The organism is Amycolatopsis sp. NPDC058278, from assembly GCF_042881395.1.
GTDB lineage: Bacteria > Actinomycetota > Actinomycetes > Mycobacteriales > Pseudonocardiaceae > Amycolatopsis.
In genome coordinates, this window is record NZ_JBHVXZ010000016.1 from 61,884 (window position 1) to 82,182 (window position 20,299).

A 20,299-nucleotide genomic window follows, 5' to 3' on the forward strand; every position below is an offset into this window, starting at 1 on the left:
ATCGTCGTTCCAATCGTCACGCTAGCACGAGTTTGGATCGACGTTCCAACCGTGCGATGATCGGCACATGGCGAACCGAGCCCAGCGGCGCACGGACGGGCTGTCCAAGGAAGTGATCGTGCGGGCGGCGGCCGCGATCCTCGACGAGGGCGGCGAGGCCGCGCTGACGTTCCGCGCGCTCACCGCCCGCCTGTCGACCGGCTACGGCGCGATCTACCACCACGTCGCCAACAAGAGCGACCTCCTCGCGGCGGCCACCGACGCCGTCATCGCCCGCGTCATGGGCGACGCGGTCGTCGAGGGGGAGCCGCGGGAGGCGCTGCGCACGGTGTCGCTGGGCCTGTTCGACGCGATCGACGCCCACCCCTGGGTCGGCGCCCAGCTGTCCCGGGAGCCGTGGCGACCGGCGCTCCTGGAGGTCTACGAGCGCATCGGCGGCCTGCTCGTGGCGCTCGAAGTGCCCGAGCGGGCGTTGTTCGACGCCGCGGGCGCGCTCGTCAACTACGTGCTCGGCGTCGCCGGGCAGAACGCCGCCAACGCCCGGCTCCTCACCGCCGACGAGGGCGACCGCGCGGACTTCCTGGGCGCGGTCGCCGCCCGGTGGGCGGCGCTCGACCCGGACGAGTACCCGTTCGTGCACCAGGCGGCCGGCCAGCTGCGGGAGCACGACGACCGCGAGCAGTTCCTCGCGGGCGTCGACATCTTCCTGGCCGGGATCGCCACCCTGCGCTAGCGGACCGCCGTGGGCGCCCAGGCCGCGAGTTCCGCCCGGACCGCCGCCAGCTGGGCCGCGGTCGGCGCCGCCGCCGGTTCCGCGATCAGCGCGTAGTGCAGGCCCGGCGTGGCCGGCAGGCGCAGGCGGTCACCCACCCGGGTGGGTGACGCCAGGTCCGTGACCACCGTCGGGGTCAGCCCGGCCGGAACGTGCAGCTCGGTCGGCGCACCCGCGTCCGTCCCCTGCCACACCAGGACGCCGTACCGGCCCGCGCCGGTCAGCGCCGCGGTCGCCGGCATCGTCGACGGGATCCGGTTCCACGTCAGCGTCTGGCTTCCGTCGCGCGAGCGGTCCTCGTACGTGAACGCCAGCGTGTGCCCGGCGACCGCCGCCGGGTACAGGCGGTCGAGCAGGCGCGCGTCCTGGCGGAGCTGGACCGTGCCGTCGTCCGCCGTGCGGGCCGACGAGAAGTCCTCGCCGTTCCAGGCGTCGCCGTCCGTCTTGACCTTGTCCGGGTTGTCGTTCATCAGCTCGTGGTGGCGGCCGCTGTAGACGTCCCACTGCCACTGCGTCGCCGACAGCACCGGGCCCGACTGCGCCGGCCGGCCCCACCAGTTCGCGCCCGACACCCGCGAATCCAGGGCCTGGTACATCGCCTTGTCGACCGTCGGGGTCTTGTCCGAGGTGTAGCCGGTCATCGGGTGGCCGAACTCGGTGACGATCGCCGTCGTGCCCAGCGCGGCCGCGCGGTCCCGGACCGTGCCGAAGCTCCCGCTGTACTGGCCGTCACCCGCCTTGCCCGGCATGAACACGCCGGACTGGGCGAGCTGGTCGTAGAAGTGCGTGTTGAACACGTACCGCGGTCCCATGACGCCGGTGTCCTGGAAGCCGCCGGGGTGGAGCTGGAAGGAGATGTTGGCGTTCCAGAACATGTTCGGCTCGACGAACTCGGGCTTGTCCTGCCAGCCGGCGGCATCCATCGCGTCGCGGAACCGCTTGAAGAACGGCCACAACACGTTCTGTTCCCACGCCTTGCTGTCCTGGCCCTGGTCGTACCGCCCGGCGAAGGGCTCGTTGTACGGGTCCATGCCCGCGACGCCCGCGAACTGCGCGGCGCTCAGGTTCGCCCGCAGGTAGGACATCGTCTGGACGGCCTGGCCGACGAACTCGTCCTGGACGCCGCGGGCGTTGTGCCAGAAGTCCTTCGTGGCGTCCTGGACCGCGCCGTTCTGGGTGATGTTCTGGCCCCAGTGGGCGCAGATGCCGCAGCTTTCCGCGGGGTAGCCGCCGAGGTCGACGACCCACTTCGGCGCGCCGTCGCCGGTGTACCAGCTGCCGCGGTTGAACAGGTAGCGGGAGAACAGGTCCTGGTGGAAGTCGGGCAGGACGGTGAACCCCTCGTCCAGGAACGCCTTCATCTGGTCGGTCAGCGCGGCCAGGTACTGCGTGTTCACCGGCCCGCGCACCGGCTGCGTCCCGGCCCACGCGATCGGGATCCGCACGGCGTTCGCGCCGGTGAGCGCCCGCATCGCCTGGGCCGACCGGCGCGCGTCGGCCGCGTTGGCGAACGGCAGGAAACCGTTTTCCGCGAGCTTCACCTCGCCCGAGACGTTGAAGCCGCGCAGGACCACTTCGCGGCCGTACTCGTCGACGAAGGCCGAGCCGCGCACGGTCAGCCGGTGCTGCGGAACGTCTTCGGCGACAGCGGAAGCGACGACACCGGAGGTCATCGCCACGGCGGTGAGCAAAGCCACGAGCAGGCGCATGATGGCGGCCCCAAACATGAAGGAGTTTCGCAAAAGCTAGCGACCCGATCCTGGCCCGTCAAGGGCCGAACGGAGCTGTCAGGCCGCCCGCCGGAGCCACTGCTGGTTCGCCACGCCGGTACACGGGTACTGCTTGAGGGCGGCGCTGTCGGCCGTCGACGCGGAGACGACGTCCAGGCACTTTCCGCTGTGGCGGGCCACGATCCTGACGTAGCCGTTGTCGGCGGCCTGGAGCTGCCACTGCTGGTTCGTGCCGCCGTTGCACGCCCACTGGACCGCCGCGGCACCGTCCGCGGTGGAGCCGTCCGAGACGTCGAGGCACTTCCCGCTGTGCCGGGCGATCAGGGTGACGTACCCGTTGCCGAGGTCGAGTTCGCTCCACTGCTGGTTCCAGCCGCCGTTGCACGAGTACTGCTTCACCGGCGTGCCGTCGTCGCGCGACGAACCCGAGATGTCCGCACACTTGCCGCTGTGGCGGGCGACCAGCGATTCGTACGCGCTTCCGGTGCCGACGCCGGCGACCACGCCGGTCGACGCGTCGACGCTCACCTTCGGGTACCAGCTCATCGACATCGTGGTGGCACTGGGGAAACCCAGCGGCAGCCACACGTACCGCGACTCGTTGACCGGACGGTTCCAGGCACCCGCCCAGCGATCACCCAGGTACAGGTAGGAGGTCGCCTGCGCACCCTGGACGGGCAGGACGTACGCGGTCTGGCTGCCGAAACCGGTGGAGTCCCCGACGTTCGCCAACGCGCTCCACGTCCCCGTGACGCTGGTGGCCGTCGCGTACTTCTGCTGGTTCGGCTGCCAGCCCGTGGCGCCCGAGGTGAGGAGGAAGTAGACGCCGTTGCGCTTGAACATCGCCGGCGCCTCGCGGTACGAGCCGGGCCACAGCGTCCGCACCAGCGCGGCGACACCGGTGTAGTCGGCGGTGAGCCGGTAGACGTTCATGTCGGCGTTCTCGCGGGCCGCGGAGGCCATGTACGCGGTTCCGTCGTCGTCCTTGAACAGCGTGATGTCCCGCGACATGTGGGCACCGAGCGGGCGGAAGCTGCCGCGGTAGGTGTAGCCGCCGTCGACCGTGGACGAGGTGGCCACGGCCGCGCGCGCTTCGGCGTAGTCGTCGCCGTTCTCCTTGTGCATCCACATCACGTACTGCCCGGTCGAGCTGTTGTAGATCACCTTCGGCCGCTCGATCTTCGCCCGGCCCAGCTCGGCCGCCGACGACTGCGTCAGCACGTCGCCCCGGAACTCCCAGGTCTTCAGGTCGGTCGAGCGATAGACCGAGACGGCGCGGAAGGTGTCGTCGGCGTTGCGGTTCTCGCCGAACCAGTAGTAGTACGCGCCCACCTTGAGCATCCCGCCGCCGTGGGCGTGCACCAGTGCGCCGGAGGTGTCGGTGAACTGGCTCCCGTTGGTCACCGTCACCGCCGCGGCCTGCGCACCGGGCGCGCCGAACAGCAAGGTGACGAGCACGAGCAAGGACAAAACCGCGCTACGTCGTCGTAGCATGACGGCTCCTTCGCAAGCGTGTCAGTAGCCGACGCGGAACGTCGCGTCCTGCTTGTCCACAGTGGAGGATGAACTGCTCAGCGGGTCGATCCGCAGCACGTACGAGTAGTGCCGGAGATAGCGGTCGGGGAAGTTGTGCGAGCGGAAGGACGACCAGCTCGCGTCGGCGAGTCCCGCCGTCTGGTGGAAAGTCGCGTCCGCCTTGAACGTCGCCGAGCCGTCGTCAGCCGCCAGGCGCAGCTCGTAGTTGCTGTGCCGCAGGTACCGGCCTGGGTAGTTGATGGACTCGAACGACACACCGGTGGCGTCCGCCAGGCCGGGCACCAGCTTCCACAGCTGATCCTGGTACGGGTCGAACGGATAGGCGTCGATGCGTCCGACGGAGTCCGCGTGCCGGACGTACCGGTCCGGGAAGTTGTAGGACTTGAGCCGCCGCCAAGCCGGGGCGCCCCACTGCGCGACGAGGGCGGACCGCTCCGCGGCCGTGATCGGCGTGATCCCGGGGTGCTTGGAGTTCAGCGGCTGCGTGTAGGCGCGGTCGTTCAGCAACGTCCAGTTCCCGGCGGCCACGTCGGTGGTCTCCCAGCAGAAGAACCGGCCGTTGGGGCTCCACGTGTCACCCCAGAGGTACCAGCGGTTGCCCGACAGCGCGGGCACGATCTGCGGCGCCTCCACCCCCCGCCCGGGTGAGATCCCGGTCTTGTAGGTGGTGAAGCTGCCGGGAGCCAGGGCCCCGGAGCGCTGGCCGACCAGGGTGCTGTTGGTGTTGTTCTTGACGTACAGGTAGTTGACGCCGCCGATGGTGGCCATCGTCCCGTCGATCGTCGCGTGGCCGGGGTCGAAGAACACCTGTGGCGCACTGACCGTCGCGAAATCGGTGGTGTAGTTGACCATGATGACGTCGTGGCCGCCGTAGGCCGCCGAGTAGATGATCGCGTACTGGTTGCGCGAAGGGTCCCAGAACGCCTCGGGTGCCCAGCTGTGCGTGGCCATCGAGTGCAGCTTGATCCGGCGGTAGCCGGTGAACCCGCGCAGGTCCGCCGAATCCCAGACGTGGACGTACTGGTTCTGCAGCGACCAGTCGGTGCCCTTGAGGTCGGTCGCCAGCACGACGAACCGGCCGTCCTGCTTGCGCAGCACGAACGGGTCGCGCAGCCCGCCGGTGCCGGCCGTCGGCGTCACCACGGGGTTGTTCTGGTTGAGCGGCATCCAGTCGAGGCCGTCCGCGCTGACCGCCAAGTGCAGCCCGTAGTCGGCGCCCGTCATCGACGGCGACTCGGTGAAGTACGCCATGACGTACCCGCCGGAGGCGGCCTGGGCGCGGGCCGCTGCCCTGCTGCCGAGCACGCCGGCGACCGCGGCTGCCGCCGTGCCCGCCATCAGTCCACGTCGACTGATCATCGTCCACCCATCTCGTCGTCGAGTACCGGGCAACAAACAGGATTGTTAGCGCTAACAAGCGGTCGTAGTGTAGGTGACGCGCGCCACAGGGTGTCAAGGGGCCGATCGTCGGGACGCGGGACACCACCAGGCAAAACAGCCAATTGACCCCGCGGGGATCGGCAGCTATGTTAGCGCTCACTCCGCGCTCGGCGACCGTTCCCAGGTCCCGGAATCAGCCGCATCACCCTTTTCCCGCGCCGTCGGCGCCCACCTCCTGGAGAACCGGTATGCCCGTTCGACTCTCGGCGACGACGTCGTCGCCGAAGTTCTTCCGGCGGTCCCGCCCGCTGACCGCGGTCCTCGCCACGCTGGCCGTGGCCGCGGCTTCCACCACCGTCTGGGCCACTTCCGGCCATGCGGCAACGCTGGACGACGGCCTGGTCGTGCGCTACGACCTCACCGGCGGCTCCGGCACGACCGTGCCCGACGCTTCCGGCCACGGCCGCAACGCCAGCGTCAGCGGCGACACGACGTGGCAGGGCGACGAAGGCCTGCGCCTGGGCGGCACCAACGGGCATGTCCGGCTGCCGGACAACCTCATGCGAGGTCTCACGGACATCACGGTTTCGGTTCAGGTCAACATCGCCGCCGACCAGGGCACGCCGTATTTCCTGTGGGGCCTCGGCAACACGACCGGCGGCGCCGGGAACGGCTACCTGTTCACCACGGGCGACGGGTTCCGCGCCTCCATCGCCTCCGGCAACTGGTCCACCGAACAGACCACCGACGCGGGCCGCAACCTGGCGCGCGGCAGCTGGCGCACGATCACCTACACCCTCGGCGGCGGGACCGCGGTCCTGTACGAGGACGGGATCGAAGCCGCCCGCAAGACCGGTGTCACGATCACGCCCGGCTCGATCGGCGGCGGCACCACGACCGCCGACTACCTGGGCCGGTCGGTCTACGACGGCGACAAGTACCTCAAGGGCAGCGTCCGCGACTTCCGCGTCTACGACCGCGCGGTGACCGCCGACGAAGCCCGCGCCCTCGGCGAGCGCACCGCCGCCGGGCGCGCGACGGCCGACGCGGCCGCCCTCGACCTCGGCGACACCTCCGCCGTCACCGACAACCTCACCCTGCCCAGGACGGGCGCCGGCGGCTCGGCCATCACCTGGTCGTCGGGCAACCCGGCGGTGGTGTCGGCGACGGGGGTAGTGACGCGGCCCGCCCCCGGCGCCGGCAACGCGAAGGTGACCCTGACGGCGGCTGTCTCCTACGCCGGCCAGAGCGTGAGCCGCTCCTTCACCGTCACGGTGCTGCAGGACATCACCGACCGGCAGAAGGTCGACAACGCGCTCGGGGACATCGTCCTCCCCGACCAGGACGCGATCCGCGGCAACATCACCCTGCCGGTCAAGGGCGCCCGCGACGTCACGCTGACCTGGTGCAGCCAGGACCCCCGCGTCGTCACCGCCACCGGCGAGGTGACCCGGCCCGCGGCCGGGGCCCGGCCGGCCAAGGCGCGGCTCACTGTCCGCGCGACGAAGGGTCACGCGACCGCGGAACGGTCCTTCACCGTGACTGTCCTGCCGCTGCCGAAGAAGGAAGCGCTCGAGGGTTACATGTTCGCCTACTTCACCGGTGAGGCGACCCAGGACACCGAGCAGATCCACTTCGCGGCCAGCCGCGGGAACGACCCGCTGCACTGGGACGAGCTCAACGGCGGCCGGCCCGTCCTGCGCTCGAACTACGGCGAGACCGGCGTGCGCGACCCGTTCATCGTCCGCAGCCCGGAGGGCGACCGGTTCTACATCGTCGCCACCGACCTGCAGATCAACGACGGCCGCGGCTGGGACCAGGCACAGCGCCACGGCAGCCAGTACCTGGAGATCTGGGAGTCGACCGACCTGGTGACCTGGTCGAACCAGCGCCACGTCCGGGTCTCCGACGACACGGCCGGCATGACGTGGGCGCCGGAGGCGACCTACGACCCCTCGATCGGCGCCTACGTCGTCTACTGGGCCACCAGCCCCTACGCCCCCACGGACGCCGGCCACACCGGCCCGACGTACCCGCGGATGATGTACGCGACCACCCGCGACTTCCGGACGTTCAGCAAGCCCCAGGTGTGGAACGACCCCGGTGCCGGGGTCATCGACTCCACCGTCATCAAGGACGGCGACTACTACTACCGCCTGACCACCGACGGCAAGGTCATCGGCTCCTGCGAGCGCGACATCGTGCTCGAACGGTCGAAGAACCTGCGCGCGGTGGACCTGCCGACGACCAAGCCGCGCAACTGGCAGCTCGTGGACGACTGCATCCGCACGAAGCTCGGCACCGACTGGGTGGAAGGCCCGACGGCGTTCAAGTCCAACGACGGCAGCAAGTTCTACGCCTTCATGGACGAGACGCCCCGACGCGGTTACGTCCCGTTCGTCACCGATTCGCTGGCGAAGCCGAACTGGACGATCCCGGCCGAGTACCAGCTCCCGAAGAGCCCGCGCCACGGCACGGTGCTGCCGGTGACGAAGGCCGAGCTCGCCCGGCTGCGGCAGGGGCCGCCGCCGGTGACGGCCGACAAGAAGGGGGTCGTCGCCGACTACGACCTCACGGCGGCGGGCCGCGGCGACACCGTCACCGACGTCTCCGGGAACGGGCGGAACGCCACGATGCACGGCGGCGTCACGCGCTCGGCGGACGGGCTTTCCTTCGCGGGCAAGGACGGCTACGTCGCCCTGCCGAACAACCTGATGAGCGGCCTGAGCGGGATCACGGTGTCGGCGCAGGTGTGGGTCGACCCCGCTCAGCAGACGCCGTACTTCCTCTGGAACCTCGGCAACAGCACCGACAACACCGGCGACGGCTACCTCTTCGCGACCGGGGACACCTACCGGGCCGCGATCGCGCCCGGCAACTGGTCGACCGAACAGAACACCGACAGCAAGCGGGCGCTGACCCGCGGCGCCTGGCACACCCTGACGTACACGCTGGCGAACGGGACGGCGCGGCTCTACGACAACGGCGTCGAAGTGGCGCATGTGGACGGTGTCACGGCGAAACCCGGCGATCTCGGCGCGGGCCTCACGACGTCGAACTACCTCGGCCGGTCGGCCTACGGTGCCGACAAGTACTTCCAGGGCAAGATGCGCCGGTTCACCGTGTGGGACCGCGGTTTGACGGCCAAGGAGGTGCTCGGCGCGCCGGGCAACGAGACGGCCGTCGGGTCGGTGACCCTCGACTCGCTCAAGGTGCCCGCGATCATCGACAGCGCGAAGGGCACGATCGTCCTGCCGGTGAAGCCGGGCACGGACGTGCGGCGCCTCGCGCCGGTGCTGCAGGTGGCCGACGGCACGCAGGTGTTCCCCCACAACGGTTCGCGGCAGGACTTCACCGGCCCGGTGGGCTATTCGGTCGTCGGCGCCGGCTGGCAGAGGCGGACGTGGACGGTCAGCGCGGTGGTGATGAACAGCCCGGTGCTGCCCGGCTTCAACGCGGACCCGAACATCGTCCGCTTCGGCGACACCTACTACATCTACGCCACCACCGACGGCTACCCCGGCTGGTCGGGCACGACGTTCGACGCGTGGTCGAGCAAGGACCTCCTCACCTGGACGCGGCACCCGAAGATCCTCGACCTCGGCCCGGACGTGTCCTGGGCGGACAGCCGCGCGTGGGCGCCGACCATCACGCAGAAGAACGGGAAGTACTACTTCTACTTCTGCGCGGACGCCAAGATCGGCGTCGCGGTGTCGGACTCCCCCACCGGCCCGTTCACCGACGCGCTGGGCAAGCCGCTGATCGCGGCGAACCCGGCCGGCGGCCAGGCGATCGACCCGGCGGTGTTCACCGACGACGACGGGCAGACCTACCTGTACTGGGGCAACGGCAACGCCTACGTCGTGCCGCTGAACGCCGACCTGGTCTCCTACGACCCGGCGAAGATCACCCGCCTGACCGGCCTCGACGGCTTCCGCGAGGGGCTGTTCATGACCAAGCGCGCGGGCACGTACCACCTGACGTGGTCCATCGACGACACGGGCAGCGAGAACTACCGCGTCGGCTACGCGACGGCGACGAGCCCGCTGGGCGCCGGGCTGGTGAACCGGGGCGTGATCCTGGAGAAGGACCCCTCGCTCGGCATCCTCGGCACCGGACACCACAGCATCGTCCAGGGGCCGGGAACGGACGACTGGTACATCGCCTACCACCGTTTCGCGATCCCGGGCGGCGACGGCACCCACCGCGAAGTGACCATCGACCGGCTGCGGTTCGCCGCGGACGGCACGATCGCCAAGGTGGTGCCGACGCTCGGGAGCGTCCGGCCGGTCAGGTAGGCGTCCGGACGGCAAGGGTCCCAAGGTGGCCTTCGGTGTGTGGAACACACCGAAGGCCACCTTGGTGCGCCGGGGGCCGGGCCCACCCGGCCGGGGGAAATCGTGTCGATCAAGCGAACCGGATGCGCTTTCCGGCCGTATCCCCCAGTAGGACGGTGGACGACGGAGGGACGGCACGTGGCGCGCGAAGGGACACTGATCGGTGATCGGTACCGCCTGCTCGGCCCGGCCGGGCCGGGCACGGTGGTCTGGCACGCCCAGGACGAACGGCTGGACCGGATCGTCGCCGTCAAACCGTTGTTCGACGAGCCGCCCGCGGCGCCCGCCATCCCCGCGCCGCGGGCGGCCATCTGTGACGTCGTCGACGAGGACAGCACCACCTACCTGGTGCTCGAATACCCGGGGGCGCGGACGCTGACCGAGCTGCTCGACGAGCACGGCACGCTGGCCCCCGGTCTCGTCGCGCGGTTCGGCGCCCAGCTGGCCGCGGTGCTGGCGGCCGCGCACGACGAAGGCGTCCTGCACGCCGCCGTCGACCCGGACCACATCGTCATCTCCGCCGACGGACACGCCGGGATCGTGGCCGGGGCGACCGGCTCGCGCGCCTACCACGCCCCCGAGGTGCTCGACGGGGGCTTCCCCGACTTCCCGGCGGAGGTGTACTCCCTCGGCGCGACCCTCTACGCCGCGCTGCAGGGACGACCCGGCGCCGAGCACACGCCGGCGCACCACCCGGTCGCCGAGGCCGTGCTCCGGCTGTTGCACCCCAACCCGGCGGCCCGGCCCACGATGGCGGAGGCCGAAGAACTGTTCAACAGCTCCTTGCCCCGCCGTCCGGTCTCGCGGCCGGATGGCGGGGCAAGGCGAGCTGCCGCGGGCGACTACCGCTGCGTGTAGACGAAGCCGACCTTGTCGACCTCGTCGCCGGTGCGGCCGTGGAAGCCGGCGATCTGCCAGCCGTCCGGGGCCGTGCGGGTGACGCAGTCGCCGGTCGCCGAGCCGCCGGCGAGGACGTGGCCGAGGTTGGTGGTGAACCGGGCCGAGAAGATCCGGGTCGTGTTGCTGTACTTGCCCTGGCACAGGGTCGCCGTCGTGACGTACTCGCCGGTGCCGAGCGTGAGCGACGCCGCCGTGCCGCCCGTGCCGCCGTGGGTCAGGGTGGTGCCGTTCTCCAGGGTCACCCCGAGCTGGTCGACGCGGGAGCCGCTGCGCAGCGAGAGCGTCCGCACCCGGGCGCCCGCGGGCACCGCGGCGACGTCGGTGAAGTAGTCGCCGTGCGGGCCGCCGTACTGGTCCGACAGACGCAGCGCCGGGTTGCGCGTCCAGTCGAACCGCACGGTGATCGGGTCGTGGTCGGACAGCATCTTGCCGTCACCGTCGAGGAACTTCGCGTGCTCGTTGTTGTAGAAGGTCGCGTTGAGCGAAACGAGCTTGCTGCTGCGGTAGAGGACCTTGTCGACGACCTCGCAGTCGTTGGTGACCACCGGTTCGCACACCAGCGCCGGGCTGCCGGGCGCGGGGGCGACCCCGCCGCGCACGAGCTTCACCCACGCGTCGGTGAGACCGTTGTCCGAGGCGAACCCCGCGATCGTGTCGGCCGCGCGGGTGTAGCGCGTGTTGGTGTCGCCCATGACGACCACCGCGTTGCCCGCCGAGTGGGAGCGGATGAACGCGGTCAGCTGCGCCAGGTTCGACGCGCGCGACGCCTCGTCGCCGTCGTTCGTCCCGGCGTTGGTGTGCGCGTTGTAGAAGTCGACGTACACGCCCTCGGCCAGCCGCACCCGCATGAAGGTGAAGCCCTTCGGGGTCAGGCAGTCGCCGGAGTCGACCTGGCAGGACGTCCAGCGGACGCGTTCGAAGTCGTCGCCGTCGTACGGCAGCGTGGACAGCGTGTTCAGGCCGCTGCCGAAGCCGGCGCCGCCGCTGGTGGGCGTGCGGTACGGGTGGTTGTCCGCGGCGTAGAGCTTGGCGTGGTAGTTGAAGTCCTCCTCGACGTGCACGACGTCGTAGGGAGCGATCCGCTGCCCGATCGCCGTCGTCGCGGGGTCACGCGGCGTCGGCGCGCTCGAGATGCTCTCGGGCAGGCCGGCGACGTTGTAGCTCAGGACCGAGAAGCTGCCGCCGCCGTCGGCGGCGTGCGCGGCCGCCGGACTGACCACTGTGGACACCGCGGCGGCGAGCGCCAGCACGGCCAGGCGTTTCTTCACGAGAACTCCCGCAGGATTCGGACGGACAAACCGGTGGACGTGTAACGCGGAACCACCCGGTACCCCGGGCGGTCGACTCGGATGGCGGAGAACCGGCCGCGCAGCCGCCGGGCGCACAGCACGTCGACCTCGTGCGCCGGGCAGGAGCCGGTCACCCGGAGCTCCAGGGCGCCGCGCTCCAGCGTGGCCTCGCCGCGCACGAGCAGCGCCGCTCCGGCGGCGACGGACAGCGTGCCGCCCGTCTGGTGGTAGCCGCCGGCCCGGAGACCGGACGCGCGCAGCACGCCACCGGCGAGTTCGACGTCGCCGGTGCCCAGCGCGCCCGGCGTCGCCGCGACCAGCGTGCCCGCTTCGACGCGGGTGCCGCCGCGGAAGGTGTTGGCCCCGGCGAGGGTCAGCGTCCCGGTACCCGCCTTGACGAGCCCGCCCGCGCCGCCGATGTCGTTGCGCCAGCTGTCGTCGGCGGCGAACCCGCCGCGGGTGGCGTCCATCGTGACGCGGACGGCGGTGTCGAACGCGCCGTAGCCGTCGGCCGCGGCGAAGAGGTTCAGCCGTCCCCAAAGCTCGGGGCCGTCGAGCAGCGGGTGCCCGGCCGGGAACGCCGTGGTGCGCAGGACTTCCCGCCGCTGCGCCGCGTCGAGGTACGGCAGCCGCGTCTCGAGGAGAACCTCGGCGCCCTTCGGCACCCGCATCGCCACGCGCGTGTCGCGGTCCGGCAGCCCGTAGGTCGCCCGGCGCGCGACCATCGCGGCGTTGGCCCGGCGGTCGCCGTATTCGTCGGCGCCGGTGTGCGCCCGGGCGAACAGCGTGTCCGCCGTCGTGCCGGTCTTCGCGGTGAAGTACTTCAGCGCCTGCTCGCGCGCCGCCGTCTTGAGCGCCGCGTTCTCCGGGTCGGCCAGCGTCGCCGCGGTGAGCGCGGTGGCCAGGGTCCGGCCGCCGATCACGTCCACCGGCGAGTGCATCCCGGCGACGATCCGCGTGTCGGCCAGGTCGTAGGCCCGCGCCACCAGCTCCTGGAACCGCTCCGGGACCGCGTAGGCCAGGGCGAGGCAAGCCAGGTGGAACGCGTTGGTGTGGCCGCTGGGGAACCCGCCGTCGTCGGCCGGGTTCGTGCTGCGCTGCCGCAGCAGCTGCGGTGCGACGACCACGTCGGACCGGTAGACCGGGAACCCGAGCGCGTCGGTCCGGCCGGTGTCCTCGACCCGGCTGTCCGCGGTCAGCCGCCACGGCCGCGGGTACTGGTAGGCGGCCTTGCTCGGGTTGCCCGAAGCGAAGTTCCCGCGGACGGTGTCGACGAGCGTGGCCACCAGGCCGAGCTCCGAGTCGTGCGAACCGGCACCGAGCGCCGAGCCCGCCGGGGCGTTCGCCGGGACGGCGTCGTCGATCTTGGCCGGCGGCGTGCCGTCGGGCGCGGAGGTGATGCCCGTGACGGCCTTGGCGCCGCTGCGGTAGAGGTCGGCCAGGGGGCCGAGGCCGCCGATGGCGGCGTAGGACTGGTGCTGGCGGTCGTAGACGAAGGCGCGCTTGGCTTCGGCGTCGGTCCGGTGGCGGGTGACGGCGACGCAGTGCCGGACGTTCGCGCGCAGCACCGCCGCGTCGAGCACGACACCACTGTCCCAAGTGGATCCGGTACGCCAGATCCGCTGCATCCCGCTCAGGATCCGGACCGCGGCGTTGGTCTCCGGGGTGTGGTTCGCCGGGACGTTCGTGCGGTAGCTGTCGACGAAGGCCGTCGTCTCCTCCGCCCACGCGGGCACGCCCAGCACGGCGGGCACGGCGGCGACGGCGGGCACGAGCGCGGACCAGCGCAGGAAGGTCCGCCGGTCCAAGGGCGCGAGGCTCAACTGGTTCTCCTGGGAAGGCCCGCGTGGCCGGAAAAGCGCGCGGGGAATCGATGCGGGAATGATCAGCGCCGGGCGGCCCCCCGGTCAAGGAGCGTCCGGAGTAATTCGCCGGGCAGTAACCTAATCTTTTTCGGGGGTATCACGAATTCGACGAATTCACTCGATCCGGACTTCGACGGCGGGGCTGTACACGAGCCGCCCGTGGGCGGTCACGCGGACGAGCACCCACCAGTGAGCCCCGCGCCGGGCCGTGTGCCCCGCGCGAACGGTGATCGCCGTGGTGATGCTCGCGCCAGCCTCGAGCCGGAACGGCTGCGCCCGTGGGCCGATCGCCAGCTCACCCGCCCAGGTGCCGAACGGGCTGATCGCCGCGACCCCGCCCCGGATTTCGCTCTGGGCCAGGTTCGTCAGCGTCACCGGCAGCTCGGCCCGCCCGCCCGGTCCGACGATGATCGGGCCGGGTGGGAGTTCGACGTCGACCAGGTCGTCGCGCGGCGGCGGCGCCCCGATCAGGATTTCGGCCGTGTCTTCGAGGATTTGCCCGTGGTCGTCGGTGATCCGGGCGGCGAGCAGGTACCGGCCGGGCGTGTCCGGACCCCGCACCTCGACCGTGGTTTTCGCGTGCTCGCCCGGCTCGAGGTCGTAGCCCAGGTCCGGAACCGGCTCGGTCCGCCAGCCCGGGGGCAGCCCCAGTTCGGCACGGCCGCGAGCCGGACGGCCGCTGCAGCTCACCGTGACGTCCAACCGGGCTCGCCCGTCGTCGAGCGTCAGCCGGGTCGGCGTCACGTGCACGCTCACCGGCAGGTTGCCGATCGGTGCCGGGCCTTCGTTGTGCAGCCAGTACCGGGTGTGGATCGGCTGTACCGGTTCCGTGGCGATTTCCCGGCCGGTTCCCATCCGGGCGGCGGGTTCCAGCCGGAGGGTCGCCACGTCCGCGGCCGCCAGTTCGACGCGCGCGCGTCCGTTGTCGACGTCGACCGGTTCGCCCCGCTCCTCGAGGAGGTCGGTGCGCCAGGCCGCACGAATCCCGCCGTGCAGCGCGATCGACGCCGTGGCCGCGGACCCGGTCGATTCGTACACCCGCAGAGTGATCGCGTCCGCGGGAGGGATCACCGCCCCCGAGGCCAGGGGGTTGCCCGCGGGTTTCGCCGCGGTCAGCACGACTTCGGCGGGCTCGACCGAGATCAGGCTCAGCGTGGGCGGCAGCGCGCCTTCGGTGGCGGATACCTGACGGGCCTGGAGCGGGTGCGCGGCTTCCTGGGCACCGCGCGGGAAACCGGCGGCCCGCCAGTCCCCTTCCCCGGCGACGATCGCGAAATCGAACGTGTGGGTCCAGTGCTGCCACGCGAAGCTGGAACCGTCCGGCGCGGTCCGGCGTTCACCGTCGATCCACACGCCGCTGGGCCAGCCGCTGCACGAGCGCATCAACGACAGGTGCAGCGTGCCGCCCGGATCGACCACGAACCCGGGCGTGCCGTGGTTGACGACCGCGACGGAGTAGCTGTCGGCGGGTTCGGCGGTGCCGGCCAGCCCGTCGGGAACCCGCACGTCGAGGGCGGCATCGGCACGCAGTTCGGCGATGGCCGCCTTGACGTCGCCGATGATCACCACCGGCAGGTCCCGCGGTCCCCGGAGATCGGCGTCGGGTACCCAGGCTTCGCGCCGGGTCCGGGTCGCCGGCACGAACACCCGGCCGTGGCGTTCCAGGGTCTCCCGGTACCCGGGCTCGGCGGAGGCGAGGACCTCGGCGGCGAACGGGTTGTCCGCGCCGGGGACGATCCGGACGTCGGGCAGGTTCGAGTCGGCGTCCAGAGCGCCGTAGCGCGGGCCGCCGGGGCGGGTGCAGGTCGCCGTGACGCCCTTCGCGGCCAGCGCCGCCACCAGTGCCCGGACCTCGAGCCCGGACGTGAGGGGCTCGACCACTTCGGCGACACCGATGGCGTGCGTGCTCCGGGTGCCGTCGTCGCGGGTGAGCGTGATGCGGGCGGTCGCCGACAGCCCGGCCCAGGTGTGGGCCGGGGTGTCCAGCGTCCAGAGGTGCTCGGCCGCGTCGACGTCGGGGAAGCCGAACGAGCGGCCGATCGCACCGAAGCCGACCTCGGCCACCGGCAGGGCGCCCGGGACGGCAAAATCGAAGCGGGCCCGCAGCAGCCGGTCCTGCCCGAGCGAGCCGTCGACCTCGGTGCGAACGTCCACTCGGGACACCCCGTGCCACAGCGTCGTGCGCTGGGTGATCCGCAGGTCGTCCAGAGCCGTGGTCGCGACGAGCCGCTCCCCCAGCGGGCTGGTCTCGACGACGACGTCCGCCGCACCGGGACCGTGGCCGGGCCCCTTCGGCAGCAGGTGCCAGGGGCCCTCGCCCCACACCGGGTGCTCGGCGTGCTCGTCCTGCACCACCAGCCCGGCGGCGAGCCCGCCCTCCCGCAGCAGCTCCCGGCCGCTGCGCCGGTCGTGGACGCGCTCGAGCGCACCCCCGCGCGAGGGGTCGGCTTCGACGGCGAAGACGTCGTTCTCGATCGACGGCGGACCCGGCCGGACCGTCCAGCCGGGCGGCACGGTGGCCGCGTCGAGGATCCGGTAGACCCGGTAGCCGAGCGCGGGCACCGCGGTCGCGAGGAACGTCAGTGTGATTTCGGCGAGCGAGCCGTCGGGGTGCCGCACGACCGCGTCGGTGACGGCGGGGACCGGACGGCCGTCCGGATCGACGACCCGCGCGCCCGCACCCCCGGGATCCCGGTGCACGGTCACCGTCGTGATCGCGTCCCGGGTCCAGGACAGCGTGTTGAGCACGAAGACGGCCTCGCCGTCCCCGGTCGTGTCGGCGTGGCCGGCCAGCTCGGCGATCGCGCCGTCCAGGACCTCGCCGCCGCGTTCGGCCGCTTCGCGCCAGCCGGTGAGGAGGTCGAGGTAGACCTGGTCGGACTCGGTGCCGGTGATCGCGTCGTGGTGGGCGCCGTAGACCAGCTGCCGCCAGGCCTTGTCGAGGGCTTCGTGCGGGTAGCGCGCCCCGAGCAGGGCGGCGAGGGTGGCCGCCCGCTCACCGTCGAGCACCGCCACCTCCGCCGCGCGCTGGGCCTGCTTGGTGTCGATGTAGGAGACGTCCTTGCCGGTGTAGACCGGGTTCATGTCCCGGGTCTGCACGCTGATCGGCGTGCCCCGCGCCGCCGCGTCCGCGCGGACCGCGGCGAAGAAGTCCCGGGGCAGGCCGACGACGAACCGCGGCCAGATGTACCGGGCGTTCCAGGTGCGGTGGATCTCGGTGCAGAACCGCGACGGGATGTTGTGGTCGTGCCCGACCGGCAGCAGCACGTTGCGCGTGGCGGCCACCTGCCGCAGCGTGCTGAACTGCCGGTAGGCCTCCTCCATCGCGTCTTCGAGGGTGTCCTGGCGCTCGATGCCCCACCCGGCGACGTAGTGGTCCGCCATGTAGGCGGTCAGCAGCCCCCGTCCGCTCGGCGAGATCCACTCGAACTCCGACGGGAACTGCATCCGGCCGATGTCGCCGGTGTGCCGCTTCGCCCCGACGTGGTGCCAGGGCCCGCGCGCCCAGGCGCTGGACTCCAGCCCGGCGTCGGCCATCAGCCCGGGGTAGGCCGGGTCGTGGCCGAACACGTCGAGCATCCACGCCGAGCGCGGGTCGCCGCCGAGGACGTCACGCTGGTAGCCGACGCCGTAGACGGCGTTGCGGATGGTCGACTCCGGGTGGGTCAGGTTCGTGTTGGCCTCGTTGTAGTTGCCGCCCACCAGCTCGATCCGGCCGTCACGGAGGAACCGCCGCAGGTCGTGGCGGTCGCCGGGGAAGGCGTCCCAGTGCGGTTTGAGGTAGTCGACCTCGGCCAGCACGAACCGGTAGTCCTCGTCGTCGCGGGCGGCTTCGAGGTGCGCGCGGACGAGGTCGAACGCCGACCGCTGGAAGGTCATCCGCTTTTCCTGCGCCAGCGGCAGGTCGAGCCAGGTGTCGGTGAAGCCGGCCTGGGTGTTCCACCACACCGGGTCGTAGTGGAAGTGCGACACCATCCACATCGTCCAGCCGGTCTCGGCGACGACGAGGTCCGCCTCCGCCGTGACCCGCTGCCCGGCCGACTCCGCGACCACGGTGACTCGGTGTTCGGAGCCTTCCGGGGCCTGGAAGACCACGCCGACCTCGACGGTGACGCCGTCCGGGTGGACGTCGGCGGTGACCGGGTCCGGTGTGGACACCCGCTTGCCCTCGACCCGGACCCGCACCGGAGCCCGGGGCCCGGTGAGGGTCACCCGGACCACCTGGCGGGCCGCGGCGGCGGAGCCGGCGAACAGATCGGTGCCCCGCACCGCGGTGATGCGCACGCTTCCCCTACTTCGCGTTGGCGAGGGCGTTCTTGGCGTCACTGAAGAACTGCGTCACGCCGGCCGCGATCGACATCTTGCCGAACGCGATCTGCTTGGCCGCCGAGTCGAGCGCGGTCTTGACGTCGCCGTAGCCCGGCGGCGCGGTCGGGGCGGTGGGCAGGCCGTCCTTGGCGACCTGCGCGGCCACGTACTCGCCGAACTCCATGTCCGCCTTTTCGGGAGCCGTGGCGGTCGGCGTGAGGAGGTTCTTCGCCTTGTCCGACGGCGGCAGCCCGCGCTGCAGCTTCATCGTCTTGATCGCGTCGTCGTCGTTGAGGAAGAAGTTGATCAGCTTCGCCGCGCCCTCCGGGTTCTTGCTCTTCACCGGGATGCACAGCAGCACGCCACCGGACAGCGCCTGGCCCGTCTTGCCGTTCTCGCGGGGCACGACGACCAGCTTGAGCTCGTGCTGCGTCAGCGGCTGCATCTGGGCGAGGCCCCAGCCGGTGGTCATCGCGATCTGCCCGGTGATCAGCGGGTGGTTGCCGGTCGCCGCGTCGGTGTTGCTCAGCAGCGTCGGCGGGCAGATCGCACCGGCCTTGCGCAGGCCGTCCCAGAAGGTGAACCATTCGGTCAGATCCTCGGGGCCGAACCCGAGGGTCTGGTCGGGGGTGTAGAGGTCCTTGCCGCGCTGGCGCAGCCACGGCTGAAGCGCACCCGAGTCGTCCTTCGACGCGTCCAGCGCACCGTACTTGTCCGGGCCCCACGCCTTGGAGATCTCCCCGGCGATGGTGCCGAAGTCCTGCCACGTCCAGTCGCTGGTCGGGGCGGTGATCTTGAGCTGGTCGAACACCGTCTTGTCGTAGAGCACCGGGGCGTTGCCGGAGCCGGAGGGGACGCCGTAGGTCTTGCCCTTCACCGCGCCCGCCCCGCGCACCGGCGCGTACAGGGTGTCCAGCCCGATCGTGCCGGGGATGTACGTGCCCAGGTCGGTGAGGACGCTGCGCCCGGCGTAGGTGCTGACGTAGGCGGTGTCCATCTGGAAGAGGTCGGGCGGGTTGCCGCCGGCGAACTCGGTGTTCAGCTTGTCGAAGTACCCGTCGTAGCCGGAGTACTGGGTGGTGACGGCGATCCCGGTCTTGTCGGTGAAGATCTTCACCGCCTTCTGGTAGGCGTCGTTGCGGGCGTTGCCGCCCCACCAGCGGAAGGTCAGGGCGTTGTTCCCGGCGCCGGAGCCGGTGCTGGGCGGCGCGAAACCGCAGCCGGCGAGCGCGGCCGAGGCCACCCCCGCCCCGGCGATCCCGAGGAACCCCCTCCTGGACAGGTGCTGTGCCATGGCGGTCTCACTTTCTTTCTGCGGTTGGGGTTCAGCCTTTGATGCCGGTGTTGGCCACGCCGTCCACCAGGCGTTTCTGGCAGATCAGGAACACGGCGACGGTCGGCACGAGGGTGACCACCGACATCGCGAGCATCCCGCCGTAGCTGGAACCGCTCGCCCGGTCGATGAAGGAGTTGAGGCCCAGCGGGACCGTGTACCGGGATTTGTCGGACAGGTAGACCAGCTGGCGCAGGAAGTCGTTGAACGTCCAGATGAACGTCAGGACCCCGGTGGTCAGCAGGGCCGGGCGCAGGAGCGGGAGGATCACCGAGAAGAAGACGCGGGCGTGCCCGGCGCCGTCGATGGCCGCCGCTTCGTCCAGTTCGCGGGGAATGCCCCGGATGAACTGCACCATGAGGAAGATGAAGAACGCGTCGCACGCGAGCAGCTGCGGGACCACCAGCGGCAGGAACGTGTTGATCCAGTTCAGCTTGTAGAAGATCGTGTACTGCGGGATCATCGTGGCCTGGAACGGCAGCATCAGCGTCCCGAGCATCAGCCCGAACCAGATCTTGCGGAACGCGAAGTCGAGCCGGGCGAACGCGTAGGCGGCGAGCGAGCAGGACGCGATGTTGCCGATCACCACGCAGAGCGCGATGGTCGCGGAGTTCGTGAGGTAGACGGTGAACGACGTGCCCGTCGCCGTCCAGCCACCGAGGTAGTTGTCGAAGGTGAAGTGCCACGGGATGGGGTCGAGCGTGCTGAAGATCTGGTTCTCCGGCTTGAACGACGCCCCGACCAGCCACACCAGCGGGTAGATCATCACGACGACCGCGGCGAGCAGCACCCCGTGCGCCCGCCAGTGGATCTTCGCCGGCGCCTTGACGTTGACGGCCATTTCGGTCC

The 20,299-nt window shown here is 71.2% G+C and carries 11 protein-coding genes; 3 read left to right on the forward strand and 8 right to left on the reverse strand.

Translation table 11 applies throughout. From position 1 onward, the window contains the following. Positions 1-67: 67 nt before the first annotated feature. Positions 68-733 carry a TetR/AcrR family transcriptional regulator gene (locus tag ACFVYA_RS10990; protein WP_387044505.1) on the forward strand — a complete coding sequence of 222 codons (666 nt, stop codon included), beginning with the start codon at positions 68-70 and terminating at the stop codon, positions 731-733. On the opposite strand, the gene ACFVYA_RS10995 is transcribed toward ACFVYA_RS10990, so the two are convergent. From ACFVYA_RS10995 to ACFVYA_RS11005, 3 genes are all read right to left on the reverse strand, one after another. Continuing rightward, on the reverse strand, positions 730-2,481 hold the full coding sequence (locus ACFVYA_RS10995; protein ID WP_387044507.1) for a cellulase family glycosylhydrolase: 1,752 nt from the start codon (positions 2,479-2,481) through the stop codon (positions 730-732). The genes ACFVYA_RS10990 and ACFVYA_RS10995 overlap by 4 nt on opposite strands. 78 nt (positions 2,482-2,559) lie before the next feature. Next, on the reverse strand, positions 2,560-3,996 hold the full coding sequence (locus tag ACFVYA_RS11000) for an RICIN domain-containing protein (RefSeq protein WP_387044509.1): 1,437 nt from the start codon (positions 3,994-3,996) through the stop codon (positions 2,560-2,562). Between the two features lie 21 nt (positions 3,997-4,017). Continuing rightward, complete coding sequence (locus ACFVYA_RS11005) at positions 4,018-5,397, reverse strand: glycoside hydrolase family 43 protein (protein ID WP_387044511.1); 1,380 nt, start codon at positions 5,395-5,397, stop codon at positions 4,018-4,020. Positions 5,398-5,666: 269 nt separating this feature from the next. On the opposite strand from ACFVYA_RS11005, the gene ACFVYA_RS11010 reads away from it, so the two are divergent. Continuing rightward, positions 5,667-9,716: a family 43 glycosylhydrolase gene (locus tag ACFVYA_RS11010; RefSeq protein WP_387044513.1), complete on the forward strand. Its 4,050-nt coding sequence runs from the start codon at positions 5,667-5,669 to the stop codon at positions 9,714-9,716. Between the two features lie 177 nt (positions 9,717-9,893). Then, a complete protein-coding gene (locus ACFVYA_RS11015; protein ID WP_387044515.1) occupies positions 9,894-10,613 on the forward strand; it encodes a serine/threonine protein kinase in 720 nt (239 codons plus the stop codon). Here the strand turns inward: ACFVYA_RS11015 and ACFVYA_RS11020 are convergent. The 5 genes from ACFVYA_RS11020 to ACFVYA_RS11040 form a co-directional block, all read right to left on the reverse strand. After that, positions 10,598-11,923: a jacalin-like lectin gene (locus ACFVYA_RS11020; RefSeq protein ID WP_387044517.1), complete on the reverse strand. Its 1,326-nt coding sequence runs from the start codon at positions 11,921-11,923 to the stop codon at positions 10,598-10,600. The two genes, ACFVYA_RS11015 and ACFVYA_RS11020, sit on opposite strands and share 16 nt — an antisense overlap. Further along, entirely contained in the window at positions 11,920-13,767 is a 1,848-nt protein-coding gene (locus ACFVYA_RS11025; protein WP_387044518.1) for a phosphatase PAP2 family protein, read from the reverse strand. The genes ACFVYA_RS11020 and ACFVYA_RS11025 overlap by 4 nt, the downstream gene beginning before the upstream one ends. A 156-nt stretch (positions 13,768-13,923) precedes the next feature. After that, positions 13,924-18,093 (reverse strand): glycoside hydrolase family 38 C-terminal domain-containing protein, encoded by a 4,170-nt coding sequence (locus ACFVYA_RS11030; RefSeq protein ID WP_387044520.1) that lies wholly within the window; start codon positions 18,091-18,093, stop codon positions 13,924-13,926. Positions 18,094-18,100: 7 nt separating this feature from the next. Beyond that, positions 18,101-19,411, reverse strand: coding sequence for an ABC transporter substrate-binding protein (locus ACFVYA_RS11035; protein WP_387044522.1), 1,311 nt, complete (start codon positions 19,409-19,411; stop codon positions 18,101-18,103). A 31-nt stretch (positions 19,412-19,442) separates the two neighbouring features. Further along, positions 19,443-20,291: a carbohydrate ABC transporter permease gene (locus tag ACFVYA_RS11040; protein WP_387044524.1), complete on the reverse strand. Its 849-nt coding sequence runs from the start codon at positions 20,289-20,291 to the stop codon at positions 19,443-19,445. Positions 20,292-20,299 lie beyond the last annotated feature (8 nt).